We start from the raw sequence: 14,632 nt of genomic DNA, 5'->3' as shown, positions 1-14,632 counted from the left end.
CATCTGAATAAGCCTCCCTCCGCTATTCATGATGGCAGGTGGCGAGCAGCCCGGCAAACGCCGCGGGCGTCGACTGCTGCTGTCAGTCGCGGAGGGCGGTGCGTAGTTCGCGGCGGTTGCTGATGGCGAGTTTGGTGAAGACCTTGCGCAGGTGCCATTCCACGGTTCGGCCGCTCAGGAACAGTTCGGCGCCGATCTCGGTGTTCGACTGGCCGTCGCGGGCGCGGCGGGCGATCTGCCGCTCCTGCGGGGTCAGTTCGGTCGGGGTGGCGACGACGCGAGCCTGGATCGGGGCGCCGGTTGCGGCAAGTTCCCGGCCGGCCCGCTCGGTGTAGGCCTCGGCACCGAAGGACGAGAACATGTCGTACGCCGTCCGCAACTGCTCGCGGGCGTCGCCGTTGCGTCCCGCGCGGCGCAGCCATTCGCCGTACACCAAATGTGTTCTTGCCAGCATGAAGGCGGCGCGGCAGCGGCCCAGCCGCTCGACCGCCTCGCGATAGAGCGGCTCGGCCGGGGCCCCTTCGGTGAGCAGGGCCCGCGAGCGGGCCTCGACGCCCAGCCCCCAGTCGCTGCCGCTGGGCCCGGTGCGGGCCGCGAGTCGTGCGAACGCCCTGGTGGCGGCCGCCCGGTCGCCGTTGCGGACCGCCGCGTCGACCAGTTCGACCAGTGCCCAGCCGGCGAATCCGGCCTCCAGCTGGTACGTGGTGGCCTGCTCGGCGGCGGCCTGCGCCTGCGCGTAGTGGCCGAGCCCGTTGTGCAGCACCGCGCCGAACAGGTGCATCGCGGTCAGCACCGCGCCCTGACCACGTTCGGTCAGCGTGTCGGTGACCTCGTCGAGCAGCGCGGACACCGCCGGCTCCTGCCCGCGGTACGCGGCGACCGCGAGCGCGGCGATCGGCGGCTGCCCGTCACCGGTGGCCGCCCCGACCGCGTCGACCTCGTCGACCAGGGCGGCGGCCTGCGCGAGCTCGCCCTGGTGCAGGTGCAGCGCGAGCCGCTGGTAGAGGATGAACGGCAGCCCGGCGAGCGCGCCGGTGGCCCGGGCGTTGCGCAGGTGCCGCATGGTCAGTTCCTGCCACGCCTCGTCGTCCCAGACCGTGTGGGCGGCGTGCGACACGACGTAGACCAGGTGGATCGCGTCCTGCGCGGCGACGCCCTGCCGGAAGTCGGCCAGCGCCCGGCGGATCAGGTCGGTACCCGCCTCGAAGCCGTCGGTGTAGAGCCGGGCCAGCCCGTCGAGCAGCAGGTCACGCGGCCCGGGCGGGCCCTCGGCGCTGGTCTTCAGGGCGGCGGTGGCCACCTCGGCCAGCCCGGTCGCGGTGGCGAACCGCCCGACGAAGACCGCACCGGCGAACGCCTCCAGGTACGTCTGCCGGGCCAGGTCCGGGTCCAGCGGATCGAGCCGCCGGGCGGTGTCGACGAGCAGGCCGGGTGATTCGGCGCTGCGGGTGGCCGAGGCGAACGCCATCTGCCCGCGCAGCAGGCTGATCATCGCGCCGCGCAGTTCGTCGGCCGGGCCCAGGTCGGCGCCGGCCAGCAGGGCCGCGGCCGCGTCCGGCGCGCCGGCCCGGTACTTGGCCCGTGCGGCGGCCAGCTCCCGGTCGGCGCGCACGCCCGGGTCGGCGGTCAGCTCGGCGGAGCGTTCCAGGAACGCCGCCGCGGCGGCCAGGCCACCCCGAGCCTGGGCCCGGTCGGCGGAGGCCGCCAGCTCGGCGGCGACCGTCTCGTCGGTGCCGGCCGTCGCGTACGCCCGGTGCCAGGCGTGCCGGTCCGGGTCGGCCTCCCGCGCGGTGGCCTCGGCCAGCGCGGCGTGCACCCGGCGCCGGTTCGCCGACGAGGCGGCGCCGTAGACCGCGGACCGGACCAGGGTGTGCCGGAACACCACCCGGGAGCCGATCCGCAGCAGGCCGGCCGCGTGCAGCGGGTCGCCGGCCTCCGAACCCAGCCCGAGGTTCGCGGCGGCCCGGCGCAGCAGGAACGGGTCACCGACCGGGTCGGCGGCGGCCAGCAACAACAGCAGTCGCGCGTCTGCGGACAGCTCGTCGATGCGGCGCAGGAAGCTCTCCTCGATCCGGCCGTGCCCGCGGGCCAGGCCGAACCCGCCGGCCAGCCGCGCCGGGGACCAGCTCAGCGGCAGCTCCAGCAGGGCGAGCGGATTGCCCCGGGCCTCGGCCAGCAGCGCGCCGCGCACGTCGGCGTCGACCGGCCAGCGGACCACCGACTCCAGCAGTTCGCGGGCGTCCTTCTCGGCCAGGCCGGTGATCCGCAGCTCGGGCAGCTTCCCGAGGCTGTCGGTCTGCTCCCGGATCGCGAAGATCATCACGACCGACTCGGCGAGCAGCCGCCGGGCGACGAACGCCAGGGTCTGCGCGGATGCCTGGTCCAGCCACTGGGCGTCGTCGATCACGCACACCAGCGGCCGCTCGGTGGCGACCTCGGCGAGCAGCGTCAGCACTGCCAAGCCGACGAAGAACGGTTCCGGTGCCGGGCCGGCGCGCAGGCCGAAGGTGACCTGCAAGGCGTCGCGCTGCGGCCCCGGCAGCCGGTCCAGGTGATCCAGCACCGGGCCGCACAGCCGTTGCAGCGCCGCGAACGGCAGCTCCATCTCGGCCTCGACGCCGGACACCCTTGCCACCCGCAGGTCCCGGGTGTTCGCCACCGCCGCGTCCAGCAGGGCCGACTTGCCGATCCCCGCCTCGCCGAGGACCACCAGCGCACCACTGCGGCCGCCCCGGGCCGCCTGTACCAGGCCGGACAGTGCCGCCTGCTCTCTATTCCGCCCCCGCAACACATCTCGATCCTTGGCGCTGTGCTCACGGACCGTCAATAAGGGACGTCACGGGTCCCGTGGTGAACCCGGAAGTCCCGTATACGTGGGGGTTGACCCGTGACAATCACGGGACCCGGGGGCCAGTACGCGTCACGGGCGCGACCAGCGGGCGGGTCCTCGCATGGTGGGCAGCGTGAACGATGAGCGCCTGACCGAGATATACCGCCGGCATTCCCGGGACCTGCTCGGCTTCCTGTCCGGGTTCACCGCGGGTAACCGGTCCAGTGCCGAGGATCTTCTGCAGGAGACGATGATCCGGGCGTGGCGGCATATCGACGTGTTGCCGGCCGGGGCGGAGCGCACCCGCCGCTGGCTGTTCACGGTGGCCCGCAACGTGGCCATCGACTCCATCCGTCGTAAGCAGGTCCGGCCGTCCGAGGTTGGCCTCAGCGATCGGTACGAGCCTGGGCCGGACGAGACGTCGGCGACGGTGCTGGCGGTCGAGTCGTTGCGGCGCGCGATCGGGGATCTGAGCCTGCCGCATCGGCGGGTGCTGGCCGAGTTGTACGTGCGGGGTCGCAGCCCGGGCGAGGTCGCCCGCCAGCTCGGTGTTCCGGTCGGCACGGTGAAGTCCCGCGCCCACTACGCGCTGCGCTCGCTGCGCACCGCCGTCGACAGCCGGTAGACGACAGGTCGGTTCTGCCAATCCTGACTCGGCGGAGCCGGGACAGGGGAGATGCGGCGCTCGCTCCTGCATTTCCTCGAGCTGGATGCCTACCTCGAGGACCAGGGCATCCCGGGTAACGCTGGTCCCGACGAGCATGCGCGCCCGCGCGGCCCACGATCAGCGGCACGTGGGGCAGCACGCCCGGTTGGAAGTCCAGGGCCTGCGTTTTCTCAAGATCCTTCACGGTACGCCGATGGTGGCGGCCATGACCCGGTATCCGTTCCGCCGTAGTGCGCTGCTCGGCGCGGCCCTCCTGCTCGCCACCCCGGCCGCCGCCCACGCCGCCCCGGCCGAGACCACGGAGACCGGCGTCCTGCAGCGCGCCGTAGCCGACACGTTCACCGTCGCGCCCGACGACGTCCGGACCACGGTCACCACCACCGCCGGTGGAACCGTCGAGATCCCGGGCGGCCTCGCGCGGGACATCGCGCCCGGTGCGAGCGTCGCCGTGACCCGGCGCGCGAACGGCACGGTCAGCGCGGTAAACGCCCGTACCTCAATCGCCTCGAATGCGACCGTGAGCGGAACCCACCACCTGGTGATCGTGCCGGTCTTCTGGCAGTCCGGAACCGATCAGACCACCGTGCCCACCGCGGACGCCTTCGCCACCACCACCGCGAACGTCGACAAGTACTTCGACACGGTCTCCGCGGGCGCGATCCGGTTCACCCTCGACCGGGTCACCGCACCCCGGAAAGTGGCCGTGACCGGCTGCGACACCAAGACCCTGGAGTCCACCGCGCGCGGTATCGCCGGCAGCGTCCCGCAGGACCAGTTCCACCACATCGTCGTCTACTACCCGCGCGAGAGCTCGTGCGGCTTCGCCGGCCTCGGCTACGTCGGCGCCGGCTTCATCTGGCTCAACGGCTACAGCACCACGCAGGTGCTCGGGCACGAGCTCGGCCACAACCTGGGCCTGTGGCACAGCGACGGCTACCACTGCTGGTCCGACTCGGCGCGCCAGACCCAGGTGCCGTTGTCGGAGAATTGCCAGGTCGAAGGCTATGCCGACCCGTGGGACCTGATGGGCAGCCGGGCGACCGGCGAGCTGACCGCCGCGCACCTGGACCAGCTCGGCGTGCTCGGCGGCGGCGGCACGCAGGCGGCCACCGCCGGCAAGGCGACGATCCTGGCGCCGTTGTCCGGCGGGTCGGGACTGCGGCAGCTGACCTATCGGTCCGGCACGCGCACGTACTTCCTGGAGTACCGCGACGGCGGACGCCTCGACCAGTCGCTGACCGCGGCCGGGACCGGGCTCGCGGTCCGCTTCACCGACACCGGCCTGACCAGCGACTTCGTCCACGATCACCAGTTGATCTCGTACCACCCGGCGATGCCGGTGCTGCAACCGGGCGAGGGCTGGAACGACCCGGCCGGCACGATCAGCATCCGGACCGGAGCGGCCACCGCGGCGGGGCTGCCGGTCACCGTCGGCGGGATCAGCGACACCCGCTCGCCGTCCGCTTTTGATCTGCTCAGCCCGAAGGCGTCCGCGTCGCTGACCACCGCCCGGACCACGGTGACCTGGACGCCGGTCACCGACGACACCGCGGTCGCCTCGGTCACCGTCCTGGTCGACGGCGTGGCGGTGGCGACCGCGCCGGGCACCGCGACCTCGGTCGACGCGCCGATCCCGGACGGCCGGCACACGCTGCAGGCGGTGGCGGCCGACGCCTTCGGCAACACCAGCCGGACCGGCACGGTCACGGTGACCGTCGACGGCAACGCGCCGATCGGCTCCCCGGCGCCGGTCGCGACCCTGCGCGCCGGCGCGAGCGTCACCGCGACAAGCGTTCCGGTGTCGGTGGCCTGGGGCCTGACCGACCCGAACGGCGTCGCCAGCCAGCGCATCGCCCAGGACTCCGGCGGATACGCCGGCCTCGGCGCCGCGGTCCGTCGGATCGACGCGACGGCCAAACCCGGGGTCAAGGTCCGCTGGCAACTCGCGGTTTCCGACAAGATCGGACATTCCGGTACGGTCGTAGGCGCGCCCACCACCACGACCCTGAACACCCGCGGCGGCACATTCACCGGTTCATGGTCCACAGTCGCCGGAAAGTCCCTGCTCGGCGGCAGCGAACAGAGCACCACCGCCAAGGGCGCCGCGGCTTCCTACACGTTCACCGGCCGCGCGATCGGCCTGATCGGCACCCGCGGCCCGGCCAGCGGCCCGGCCGACGTCTACGTCGACGGCGCGAAGTTCAGCACGATCAACCTGAACAACGGCGTGACCCGCAGCCTAGGCATCGTCTACACGCTGACCTGGACGGGCGCCGGCACGCACACCGTGAAGGTGGTAAACCAGGGCACCCGGCTCAACGTCGACGGCTTCGTGACGCTCTCCTGAGCTGGGCGAAACCCGACGCCGGGCGAAACGCGACGCCGGAATGAAGCGCGACGCCGGATGAAAACGCGACGCCGGGGGCCCCGAATCCCCCGGCGTCGCGGCACTGCCGAATCAGCCCTTGTAGGCGCCGATGATCTTGGTGAACTGGTACGCGGACTGCGACACCCCACTGCACGTGTCGTCGTTCGGGTACGCGCCCGGGCACTGCCGATCCCGGTTCAGCGACCAGAACGTCAGCCGCGCGATCGTGTGCTGCTGCGCGTACGCCGTGATCGCCTGCATGTCGGCGAGCGTCACCGTCGCGTGCTCGTCGGTGATCCCGTTCATGGACGAGATGCCCACGTGCTTGTAGGCGTCGGCGTCGGACCACCCGTACGCCGTCTTCAGTTTGTTCTTCAGGCCGTCAGCGGCCTGGATGGTGAGCTGGCCCTGGTTGCCGGTGGTGTTGCCCCAGTCGAAGGTCATGATGCCCCAGCCGTCGACGACCAGGCCCGCGCCGGCCGCCCGGTTGATCAGCGAGGCGTCCGGTCCGCCGGTGCCGCTGCCCAGCGTGACGTACGTGGTGATGCCGGGGTTGTTGGTCTTGATGATCTTCAGTGCGTCGACCGTCTTCTGCTGGTCGGCGGGGGTGTTGTACGGCGTGCCCTCGATGTCGATGTCGATCGCCTTGAGCGAGTAGGCGTTGATCACCTTCTGGTACGCCGCGGCCAGCGCGCTCGCGCTGGTGCAGGTGTGCTCCAGCCACGGCCCGGCAGCACCGCCGAAGGAGATCACCACGTCGCCGCCGTTGGCCCGGATGGTGTTGATCGCGGTCTGGTCCGCGCCGCCGGTCAGCGCCCGCGAGCCGTCCCACTTGGGGTCGCAGTTGCCGCTGTTGAGCATGAACGCCATGGTGAACCACTTGACGCCGGTCGTGCTGGTGACCGTGCTCAGGTTCGGCGGGTTGCCCCAGCCGGTGTAGTAGTAGGGCGCGACGGCTTTGATACCGGGCCCGCCGGTGCTCGGGGGCGGAGTGGTCGACCCACCCCCAGAGGTTCCGCCGAAGGTCCACTTCTGGTTGGACGTGCCGGTGCACGACCAGATCTGCAGCTTGGCGCCGTTGGCGGTGTTCTTCTCCTTGACGTCCAGGCACTTGCCGGACGCGGTGTTCACCAGGTCGCCGGCGCTGCTGAGCGTCCACTTCTGGCTGGCCACGGTGTCGAAGCAGTCCCAGAGGTGCACGGCGGCGCCGTCGGTGGTCGCGTTGTTCGCGACGTCGAGGCACTTGCCCTTGCCCTGGACCGAGCCGTTGTCGGCGAACGTCCAGAGCTGGTTGCTGCTGCCGGCGGTGCAGTCCCACAGCTGTGGGAGGTTGCCGTTGGCGGTCGAGCCGTCGGTGACGTCCAGGCACTTGCCGTTGAGCGAGCTTTTGACGGTGCCGGCGCTGGCCGCGGACGCGCTGGTGATGCCGAGGACGCCGAGCGTGCCGACGACCACTGTGGAGGTCAGGATGGCGAGGATGCGGGAGCGTTTCACGAGGGGGGATCTCCCTTGCCGTGGTGGGGGAGCCTGGCCGGGATTGGTAAGGCGGTTAACAATTACGCCCGCGTCGATGAATGCGTCAATCACGACGGGCCCGGTGCGATCCCCTGTTTGCGCAGCTCACGGCCGCTGCTGAGCGCAACCTTAAATAACCTTAAAAGTATGAAACACGGCAGACCCATCAAGATCAAGACCGGTTTCCCGTACGGGCGGAGCCCCGTCCTGCCGTCGCACACGGAAACGGGGCACGCGACGAACGTCGCGTGCCCCGGGAAGAATCCGAACAGCCCCTACATGTGGTGCGCGGGCCTGATCTGCAGCTTCTCGGCCAGCCGGTTGGTGACCGGCCGCGCCTCCAGGTGCAGGCGGGCGATGTTGAGCTGCCCGTCCCCGATCACGACCAGGAGCGCGAGCTCACCGACCGCGTAGACCGTGAGGTAACCGTTCTGGTTGTGGATCGTCACATCGGAGAACCCACCCTGCCCGAGGACGGCACCGGCGGTCCGGCTGATGCCGTGCGCACCCGCCGCCAGCGCCGCCACGTCGTGCGGCTCCGTCCCGGTATTGGTGTCGTAGAGCATGAGCAGCCCGTCCACACCCGCCACCACGCACCCGAGCACGCCCGGCACCTGCACCCGCAGGGAGGCGAGCTCGGCCAGGACGTGCTGGTCCTCGATCGTGGTCATACGTCCAGATCCGCCTCGATCTTGCGGAGCTGGTGCCGGGCCAGACCCAGGTTGGCGCGGTCCTTCTGCAGGGCCAGGTAGAGGAAGAACGCGTCGCCGTTGCGCTTGTTCTGCAGCAGCCGGATCAGGTGGTACTGCGAGTCGAGGGTGATCAGGATGTCCTCGATGCCGTCCTGCAGGCCGAGCATGTTCAACGTGCGAACCTTGGCCCGGATCACGTCGGTGTTGCCCGCCGCCGCGATGTTCATGTCCATGATCTGCCCACCGCCGAGCACGCCCAGGGTCAGGCCGCTGGTGTAGTCGACCAGGGCGACGCCGATCGCGCCTTCGATGGTCATCGCCTCTTTGAGCGCTGTCTCGATATTCACTGCCAAGCTCCGTTCCGACAAACCATCTTCAGCCGTGCCAACACTGGCACGCCCCGATATGCAAGGGCACTGAACAAAACGAGGTCGGTACGAAGATCTTTGTCCGCATCGCCCGAACGTATCTTGAAACGTCGCAACGGTGGATGGACATTCGCCGGATCCGGTAAGTGCGTCAATTATCGGGAATTCCGGAAACGCGGGCTGATACGTCTGTCATCGGACAGAAAAACTACGTTTCCCGTACGGCGCGGACGCGCCACCATGTAGACCGTGAACTTCGATCGAGTACAGGCGCAGACCAGCGCCGTGCGGTTGGCCGAGGGTCGCGACCGCCTGGCCCGTGCGGTCACCGTCCAGGCCCACGACTGGTCACCGGCCCAGCAGGAAATGCTGGCCACGGTGGCGACCCCACCCGGCGACATCGCCGGGGTCATCCAGCGGCTCAAGGCCGTACAGAAAATTCTTGATTCTCTGCCGCCGTCGCCCGGCACCAATCGTGTCGCCGCGTTCAACACCCTCTATCTGACCATCACCGAAGAGGTTGCCGCGAGCCTCGACGGCCCGGACGTCACCGACCCGGATTGGCTGGAAACCCTCGACGTCGAATTCGCCCGCCTCTATTTCGAGGCGCTCGGCGCCTGGGGCGTGGCCGGCGCGAATCCGGCCGACGCCTGGGAGGTCCTGTTCCGCCGGGCCCAGGACGACTCGGTGACGTTGATGGACGCCGCGGTCCTGGGCGTCAACGCCCACATCAACCACGACCTGGCCCTGGCCGTCGTCGCCACCTGGCAGCGCCGCGGCTATCCCGGCGACGGCCCCCAGCACCCGGACTACCTGCTGGTCAACAAGATCTTCTACCGGGAGATCCCGCCGCTGCGGCGCCGCTTCGCCACGGCCTGGCAGCTGGAGATCGACCGCTGCGTCGGCGACCTGGACGACTGGAGCCAGCGCATCCTGGTCCGCACCACCCGCGCGCTGGCCTGGGAACAGGCCGAGGTCCTGTGGCACCTGCGGGACAAGCCGGCCGACCTGGCCCAGGCCCTGCTGGTGCTGGACCGGGCCTCCGCCTGCGCCGGCGAGACCCTGCTGACCGGCACCACCCTGCTCAAAGCCGTCTGGCTGACCGCCACGGCGTGGGGCAAGCGGCTGTTCAGGCGCCGCTGACCAGCCGCGCCGCGAAATCGGCCGGCGCGGCCAGCCGGATCTCCGGCTCGTCCCACTCCGGTTCGTCGATCAGTTCCGGCTCCCGGTGCCGCGGGAGCCGCTCGATCGTCGCGTTGCCGGCCGGCGCGAACCCGGCCGCCCGCAGCGCGGCGAGCGTCTCCTTCTCCGGCTTGGCGCTGGCCAGCACGGTCGGCGCCAGCCGGACCAGCTGCAACGCCGCGAGCGAGCGGGTGTGCAGGATCTCGGTCAGCAGCGCCTCGTCGTCGCCGCACAGGCAGCACCCGGCCGGCTGCACCCGGATCCGCCCGTGCCGCCGCCCGACGTCCTCGATCAGGTAGTCCAGCGCCTGCGGCAGCCGGCCGCCCTCGGCCACCGCCCGCAGCCGTTCGAGCAACGCACCCGCCTCGGCGCCCTCGTCGAACGCGCGCCGCACACTGCCCGCCGAGAACCGCCACGTCCAGGCGCCGCTGCGCGACTCCGGATCGGCCACCCCGTCGAGCAGCGCCAGCAGCGCTGCCGATGGGGTGCCGGTGACCACCGCGGTCAGGTCGTTCTGCAGCACGACGCTCGACCGGGCGGCGGGCGCCATCGCGGCCGCGGCGGCGATCGCCTCCGGCGCCCGTTCCGCCAGCAGGTGACGGCAGAGCGCGGTCGGCGTCCCCTGCGCGAGCAGGCCCAGCGCGTGCGCCTCGCGCCAGATGCCGGCCGCGAACCGGCCGAAGTCGGCGCCGCTGTCCTCCGCGACCACCGGATGCAGCCAGTCGAAGCGGGCGGCCAGCGCGTCCGCGGTGATCGCCCGCCCCGCCGGAGCCAGCCGGTCGATCGTGCGCAGCAGGCCGGCCCGCAGCCTGGTCAGCATGATCTCCTGCTCCTCGTCCCAGGCTAGGGCGCGTTCGTCGGCGCTGCCGGGCGCCAGCGGGCAGGCCGGCATCTCCAGCCACTCCGCGATCAGGTCGATCAGTTGCTTGCCCGGCTCCAGCGCGGTGAACTCGGCATAGTGCCCGGCCACGGTGAGGCCGTCGTCGTCGATCGAGATCAGTCCGCCCGCGGTGGCCACCTCGACGACGAGGCGGGTCAGGTCCTCGCCCTGCCCGGACTCCTTGCTCAGCCGGCGCAGCTCCCGGATGCCCAGCCCACCACTCTTGAGCAGGTTGACCGGCGCCCGGCCGACCGCCGCCAGCACCTGCCCGGCCGCGGCCGCCGCGTCCCGTTCGGCGGCCCCGGCATCCACCGCGGTGGCCTGCAGCTCGGGTGGCTCCACGTCGAACGGCGCCCGGTAGTCCACGCCGCGCAGCGCCAGCGCCACCTCCCGCGGCATCCGCCCGCCGCCACCCCAGCCGGCCGCGACCAGCAGCCCGTTGTCCACCGCCCACGGCAGATCCCGGACCACGTCGCCGAGCACGAACATGCCGACCACGGCCACCCCGGTCCGCACCGCCTCCTCGGCCAGCCGGCGACGATCCGCCGGGGCGGCCCGGTCCGCCAGCGCCCGCACGTTGTCCGGATCGGACAGCCAGCCGGCGATCGCGGCCACCGCGTCCGGCTTGAGCCGGCCGGCCGGCACCCCGAACTGTTCGGCCAGTTTGCGCAGGTGCGGCACGGTCAGCTCGTTGAACAGCTGCGCCGCGCGCGGGCCCAGATCGAGCGGCTGCGGCCACATGTCCTCGAGATGATCGGCGGCGAAGCCACCGTCGAGCGGCCAGATCAGGCCGAGCCCGGACAGTCGGGCGAGCGAGGCCCGCAGCGCGGCGTCCTCGCCCGCGACACCGATCAGCGCGCTGAGCCGCGGCAGCGTCCACCCGTCGCCCAGCGCCGCGGCGGCCTCCGCCACCTGCAGGTCGGCCCGCGACACCTGCGAGCACGCGATCCGCAGCGACTCCGGCTCCAGCATCCGTACGGCGAGCCGGGTGAGCGTGGGCGGCAGCGGTTCCATGGTGAGATCGCGCCGCATCGCCGCGAGCTCGGCCAGTTCCGGCTCGGTCAGCCCGTGCAGCCGGGTGATCAGCGCGTTGCGGGAGGTTTCGGAGACCGGCACGGCTGCGACCGTACTCGACCAGCCGTCGACCGCCGAGCAGGTCACCCGGGGGCGGGCCGGGTCGGCGTCGCATTCAGCCATTCGCGGTCGTTCACCTTGTCGTGCGCAAATTGTCGTGCGTAAGGTAGTCGCGCGTCACCCCTCCGTATCGATGACGACGAAAGACGGGGACATGTTTGGATCCACAGACGACAACCACCCGCACACCCTCGGAACCAGCCGGTGGCCGCTGTTCGCCGACGATCTGTTCCGGCTGGCGCACGACGGGCCCAAACTCCGCGTCGACCAGGACCTCATCTCGATCGGACTCGCCTGCGCCCTGCTGGCCGAGCTCGCGGTCACCAACCATCTGACCGTCGACGGTGACATCCTGGTGGTCACCGGCCGGCGTCCGCCGCCGGACGCGCTCGCCCACACGGTTCTCACCGAGATCCTCAGCCAGCCCGACCCGGCGCCGGTGCCCGACTGGTTGCGGTACCTGTCCACCCGCCCGGCGTACACGTCCGCCCAGTTCTACGCCTACGACCAGGTCGCCTGCCGGCTGGTCCGCTCCGGTGACCTCGTCGAGGTGCCCCGCAAGCGGCTGTTCGGCCCGCCCCGCAGCGGCTACGCGCCGACCGACAACAACAAGGCCTACTGGACCTGCGCCCGGCTGAACACGGTGGCCGAACGCGGCTACGAGTTCGACGCGTTCGATCAGGTGCTGGCCGGGCTCTGCCTGTCCACCGGCGTCTATCGCCGGGTGTTCAGCAGTCCCGCGCACGTCATCCAGCGCCTCGGGCACGACAGCCGCCGCATCCGGCCACCGATCCCCACCCTGCTGCGCCACCTCGACCGGCTCGTCGGCAACACCATCGCGATCAGTTCCTAAGGAGTGCTCTAATGTCCCACCACCCCACCCCGCCCCGCACACGCAACACCATCGAGCAGGCCCTCGCCGCCGGCCGCCTCGGCGTGTGGCCGGTGGTCTGCATCGTGATGGCCGCCGCCGCACCGCTGACCGTCATCGCCGGCGGCGCCACCACCGGCTGGGCGGTCACCGGCGTCATCGGCATCCCGATCGGCTACCTGTTCGTCGCGCTGGTGCTCGCGGTCTTCTCGGTCGGCTACGTCGCGATGTCACGCCAGGTGGTCAACTCCGGCGCGTTCTACACCTACGTCACCCACGGGCTGGGCCGGGTGCCCGGCGTCGGCGCGTCCGCGGTGGCCGTGCTCGCCTACAACGCCATGCAGATCGGCCTCTACGGCGGCTTCGGCAAGGTCAGCGCCGACTTCGTCGACGCGCACTTCGGCTGGTCGGCGCCCTGGTGGCTGTGGGCGCTGGCCGGGTGGGCGGTGGTCGCGCTGCTCGGCGTACGCCGCGTCGACCTCAACGGCCGGGTCCTGGCCACCCTGCTGATCGGCGAGATCGCCGTCGCGCTCGTGCTCGCCGCCGTGCACGTCACGCACCCGGCCGGCGGCCACCTCGACCTCACCGCGATCGCCCCGTCCCAGCTGTTCACCGCCGGGATCGGCGCGGTGCTGGTCACCGCGATCACCGGGTTCGTCGGCTTCGAGGGCACCGCGGTGTTCTCCGAGGAGTCCAAGGATCCGCAACGGACGGTGGCCCGGGCCACCTACATCGCGCTCGCCGTCATCGGTGTCCTCTACAGCCTGTGCGCGCTCGCCATGACCGTCGCGGTCGGCCCCGGCGCCATCGTGGCCGCCGCCACCGAGCACGGCACCGAACTGATCTTCGACCTGGCCGCGCCGTACGTACCCTCGTCTTTGCTCATCGCCGGGCATCTGCTCTTCATCACCAGCCTGTTCGCGGCGCTGCTGTCGTTCCACAACACGGCCGCCCGCTACTTCTTCGCCCTCGGCCGCGAGGGCGTGCTGCCCCGCGCCCTGGCCCGCACCAGCGTGCGCAGCCGGTCCCCGCAGATCGCGTCGATCACCCAGAGCGTGCTGGCCTGCGCGGTGCTCGCCGTCTACGCGTACGCCGGCTGGGACCCGATGATCAACCTGTTCTTCTGGATCACCGTCACCGGCGGTCTCGGCGTGCTCGTGCTCATGCTGATCACCTCGGTCGCGGTCGCCGGCTACTTCCTGCGCCCCGCCAACCGTGCCACCGTCGGCGCCGCCCGCGGACTGCTCGCCCCGGCCCTGGCCAGCGCCGCGCTCGGCTGGATCCTGGTGATCACCCTGCAGCAGTTCCACGTGCTCCTCGGCGTGGACGCGTCCTCACCCTGGCGGTGGATCTTCCCGGCCGCGTTCGGCGCCACCGCCGTGCTGGGCATGCTCTGGGCGCTCTACCTGCGCGCCGCCCGGCCCGCCGTCTACGCCGCGATCGGCGCGGGCGCCCACCACACCCTGATCGACGCCACCGCCGCCGGGGTCCGATGATGAGCCCGGCCGACACCATCCGCCGCGCCACCACCGAGGATCTCGCCACGGTCACCGACATCCTCGCCGCCGCGTTCCAGGACGGCGACCTCGCCGACTGGCTCATCCCCGACCCCGACGTGCGCCGCCGGGTCTACCCGCCGTACTTCGCCATGCTCGCCACCCACGCGCTCGCCCACGGTCAGGTCGATGTGCTCGACGAGGAGGCCTGCGCGCTCTGGTACGACCTGGGCACCGCCCCGGCCGCCCCGATCGACGACTACGACCAGCGGCTCGCCGCCATCACCGGCCCCGCCCTGCCCCGCTTCCGCGCCCTCGACCAGGCGATGTCCGCCCACCACCCCGGCCACCCGCACACCTACCTGGCATTCATCGCGGTCACTCCGGCCCGGCAGTCCCACGGCCATGGCTCGGCCCTGCTCGACCACCGCGACACCCGGCACGCCTACCTGGAAGCCACCGGACCGAGGAACCGGGCGTTGTACAACCGTCACGGCTTCCAGCCGCTCGACCCCTACCGCATCACCCCCGACGGCCCCTGCCTGCACCCGATGACGCGGACCAGAGACCCACAAACCCACTAATGGGTACGGCGACGGAAGGCCGACGATGATCACACAGCCACCGCT

General features: G+C 71.4%; 11 protein-coding genes. 6 read left to right on the top strand and 5 right to left on the bottom strand.

The annotated features are described in order from the left end of the window. Positions 1-82: 82 nt before the first annotated feature. Positions 83-2,788, bottom strand: coding sequence for an AAA family ATPase (locus L3i22_RS54475; RefSeq protein ID WP_221322844.1), 2,706 nt, complete (start codon positions 2,786-2,788; stop codon positions 83-85). Positions 2,789-2,963: 175 nt separating this feature from the next. Here L3i22_RS54475 and L3i22_RS41135 point away from each other — a divergent pair, with 175 nt between their 5' ends. Together L3i22_RS41135 and L3i22_RS41130 are read left to right on the top strand one after the other, a co-directional pair. Continuing rightward, positions 2,964-3,455 (top strand): sigma-70 family RNA polymerase sigma factor, encoded by a 492-nt coding sequence (locus L3i22_RS41135; protein ID WP_255657557.1) that lies wholly within the window; start codon positions 2,964-2,966, stop codon positions 3,453-3,455. A 247-nt stretch (positions 3,456-3,702) separates the two neighbouring features. After that, positions 3,703-5,844, top strand: a complete 2,142-nt coding sequence (locus L3i22_RS41130; protein ID WP_221322842.1) for a hypothetical protein — start codon at positions 3,703-3,705, stop codon at positions 5,842-5,844. A gap of 111 nt (positions 5,845-5,955) precedes the next feature. Here L3i22_RS41130 and L3i22_RS41125 read toward each other — a convergent pair whose 3' ends face one another. From L3i22_RS41125 to L3i22_RS41115, 3 genes are all read right to left on the bottom strand, one after another. After that, positions 5,956-7,359 (bottom strand): ricin-type beta-trefoil lectin domain protein, encoded by a 1,404-nt coding sequence (locus tag L3i22_RS41125; protein ID WP_221322841.1) that lies wholly within the window; start codon positions 7,357-7,359, stop codon positions 5,956-5,958. A gap of 296 nt (positions 7,360-7,655) precedes the next feature. Further along, positions 7,656-8,051, bottom strand: a complete 396-nt coding sequence (locus tag L3i22_RS41120) for a roadblock/LC7 domain-containing protein (protein WP_221322840.1) — start codon at positions 8,049-8,051, stop codon at positions 7,656-7,658. After that, positions 8,048-8,389 (bottom strand): hypothetical protein, encoded by a 342-nt coding sequence (locus L3i22_RS41115; protein ID WP_221330402.1) that lies wholly within the window; start codon positions 8,387-8,389, stop codon positions 8,048-8,050. The genes L3i22_RS41120 and L3i22_RS41115 overlap by 4 nt, the downstream gene beginning before the upstream one ends. Positions 8,390-8,689: 300 nt before the next feature. On the opposite strand from L3i22_RS41115, the gene L3i22_RS41110 reads away from it, so the two are divergent. Further along, positions 8,690-9,583, top strand: a complete 894-nt coding sequence (locus L3i22_RS41110; RefSeq protein ID WP_221322839.1) for a DUF5995 family protein — start codon at positions 8,690-8,692, stop codon at positions 9,581-9,583. Here L3i22_RS41110 and L3i22_RS41105 read toward each other — a convergent pair. Continuing rightward, a complete protein-coding gene (locus L3i22_RS41105) occupies positions 9,570-11,699 on the bottom strand; it encodes a helicase-associated domain-containing protein (RefSeq protein WP_221322838.1) in 2,130 nt (709 codons plus the stop codon). The genes L3i22_RS41110 and L3i22_RS41105 overlap by 14 nt on opposite strands. A gap of 91 nt (positions 11,700-11,790) precedes the next feature. Between L3i22_RS41105 and L3i22_RS41100 the strand changes: the two genes are divergently transcribed. The 3 genes from L3i22_RS41100 to L3i22_RS41090 are packed head-to-tail and all read left to right on the top strand — an operon-like array spanning position 11,791 to position 14,587. Further along, entirely contained in the window at positions 11,791-12,489 is a 699-nt protein-coding gene (locus L3i22_RS41100) for a GPP34 family phosphoprotein (protein ID WP_221322837.1), read from the top strand. 11 nt (positions 12,490-12,500) lie between these two features. Then, positions 12,501-14,003, top strand: a complete 1,503-nt coding sequence (locus L3i22_RS41095) for an APC family permease (protein WP_221322836.1) — start codon at positions 12,501-12,503, stop codon at positions 14,001-14,003. Next, positions 14,003-14,587 (top strand): GNAT family N-acetyltransferase, encoded by a 585-nt coding sequence (locus L3i22_RS41090; protein WP_255657556.1) that lies wholly within the window; start codon positions 14,003-14,005, stop codon positions 14,585-14,587. Before L3i22_RS41095 ends, L3i22_RS41090 begins: the two co-directional genes overlap by 1 nt. Positions 14,588-14,632: the final 45 nt, after the last annotated feature.

This window comes from Actinoplanes sp. L3-i22 (genome assembly GCF_019704555.1).
Lineage (GTDB): Bacteria > Actinomycetota > Actinomycetes > Mycobacteriales > Micromonosporaceae > Actinoplanes.
Note: the sequence above shows the minus strand (reverse complement) of the source record. Positions and strands in the feature narration are given on the sequence as shown.